Genomic DNA, 2315 nt, shown 5'->3' with positions numbered 1-2315 from the left:
GCGATGAAGCACGGCGCGGCCGACTTTGTCACCAAGCCGTGGTCCAACGACCGCCTGATCGCCGCCGTCGAGGCGGCCTCCAAGCTGCGGGCAGAGCGCGAGGCGCAGGCCAGCGCACCCGAGACGTCCTCGAGGCCGACGGCTCGCGTCTCGTCCTCGAGGTCGAGCAAAGCGTCCTCGGCCGTCACGGGGTTGGTGGGCGAGAGTCCCCAGATGCAGGCGCTCTACCAGACCATCCTCAAGGTGGCGCCGACCGACGCCAACGTCCTGATTCTGGGCGAGAACGGGACGGGCAAGGAGCTGGTCGCCCAGGCGCTCCACGCGCACTCGAAGCGAGCCAAGGGTCCGTTTGTCCCAGTCGATCTCGGTGCCGTGCCGTCGTCGCTGTTCGAGTCCGAGCTGTTCGGCCACGTCAAGGGCTCGTTCACGGGCGCCGCCGCCGACCGCGAGGGACGCTTCGAGGCCGCGTCGGGCGGGACGCTGTTCTTGGACGAGATCGGCAACACGGAGCCCACGGAGCAGGCCAAGCTGCTGGCGACGTTGCAGCGCCGCGAGGTCATCCGCGTCGGCGAGACGAAGCCCCGTGCCATCGACGTGCGGCTGGTGAGCGCGACGAACGCGCCGGTCCACGACCGGGTCGGCGACGGCTCATTCCGTCAGGACCTTCTGTACCGGATCAACACGCTCGAGCTGCGCCTGCCGCCGCTCCGCGACCGCGGCGACGACCTCTTCCTGCTGGCCGACCACTTCCTGGCGCGCTACGCGGGGTCGTACAGCCGCGACGTGTCTGGCTTCACGGATGAGGCGAAAGGCCGGATGCGCGAGTACCACTGGCCGGGCAACGTCCGCGAGCTCCAGCACACCGTCGAGCGCGCCCTGATCCTGGCCGACGGCGACACCATCGGCGCGGGCGACCTCCAGTTTTCGGCGTCGCCTTCGGCTCCCGCGCCGAGCGTCGGGCTAGGCGTGGCGGGTCTCGACCTCGAGGACATCGAGCGCGCGGCGGTCCGCACGGCGCTGTCGAAGCACGCCGGCAACGTGACGCACGCGGCCGAGGAACTCGGGCTGACGCGGAAGTCGCTCTACCGCCGCATCGAGAAGTATGGGTTGTAGGGGTTGGGGACTAGGGATTAGGGTCTCCTCGACACGCATTTCCCCAATCCCCTAGCACTCAGCACCTGAGAGACCGTCTCGACCCTCCGCATGAGCCATCCCACTCTCCTGCGCTTCTGGCGCCGCTACCGCGTCCGCGTCGTCGGGCGACTGGTCGTCTTGGTGGCGGCCGGTGTGGGCATCGGAATCGCCCTCGAGGACGCCGGCGCAGCGAGCGTGGGCATCGCCGTGGGGCTGGTCGCGGTCGCCCTGCGGGTGGGGTGGCGGATCATCCACACGGTCGAGCGGCCGGCGCGGGACCTGCGGCGCTTCCTCGAGGGTGTCCGCTACGACGACATGTCGGGCCACGTCTCGGTCTCCGGGGACGACCCCCTGATGGTCGGGCTGGCCGAAGCGTTCGAGTCGGTGGGCGAGGCGTTCCGCACGGTGCGTGCCGAGCGGGAGGAGCAGGCGGGCTACCTCGAGGCCGTCGTCCGGCACGTCGGCGTGGCGCTGATCGCGTTCCGCACGGACGGGACGGTGACGCTGTTCAACCTGGCCGCCCGCCGGATGCTGGCCGTCCCAAGACCTCGGTCCCTGCAGGCGCTCAGTCAGCGGGCGCCGGAGACGGTCCGCGCGCTCCGGGATCTGCCGACGGGGGACCGGACGCTGATCCGCCTCGAGCAGGACGCCGGCCCGCAAGAGCTGGTCGCCTACGCGACGCGATTTACCGTCTCGGACGAGATGCACACCCTGGTGTCGCTCCAGGACATCCGGCAGGAGCTCGAGGCCCGAGAGCTCGAGGCGTGGCAGCAGCTTACGCGCGTCCTGACGCACGAGATCACCAACTCGGTCGCGCCGATCTCGTCGCTTGCGGGGACCGCCCTCGGGCTCATGGACACGGCCGACGCCTCCCACATCCGCACCGACGACGTGCGCGAAGCGCTCGGCACCATCGAGCGCCGCAGTCGCGGTCTGGTCTCGTTCGTCGACACGTACCGGACGTTGGCCAAGCTCCCGCAGCCGACCCCCCGCGTCATCGAGGCCGGAGAGCTGCTGGGCGACATCGCGATCCTGGCGCGGGCGAGCGGGAGCGGCGTCGAGGTCGTCCTCGAGGTCGAGCCGCCGCAGCTCGAGATCGTGGCCGACCCGGACCTGATCGAGCAGGCCCTCGTTAACCTGTCGCTCAACGCGGTCCAGGCGCTCGGCGGTCGGCCCGGCGC

General features: G+C 70.7%; 2 protein-coding genes. Both read left to right on the top strand.

Annotation, left to right across the window (positions count from 1 at the left end; genetic code table 11):
• On the top strand, nt 1–1113 hold a 1113-nt coding region (locus tag WBA11_RS02920), incomplete at its 5' end, for a sigma-54-dependent transcriptional regulator (protein ID WP_424519228.1).
• A gap of 90 nt (nt 1114–1203) precedes the next feature.
• A partial coding sequence (locus WBA11_RS02915; protein ID WP_424519227.1) for a sensor histidine kinase occupies nt 1204–2315 on the top strand: 1112 nt, incomplete at its 3' end.

The sequence above is a fragment of the Rubrivirga sp. genome, assembly GCF_049648075.1.
Classification (GTDB): domain Bacteria; phylum Bacteroidota; class Rhodothermia; order Rhodothermales; family Rubricoccaceae; genus Rubrivirga.
This window is presented reverse-complemented; position numbering and strand designations above follow the sequence as displayed.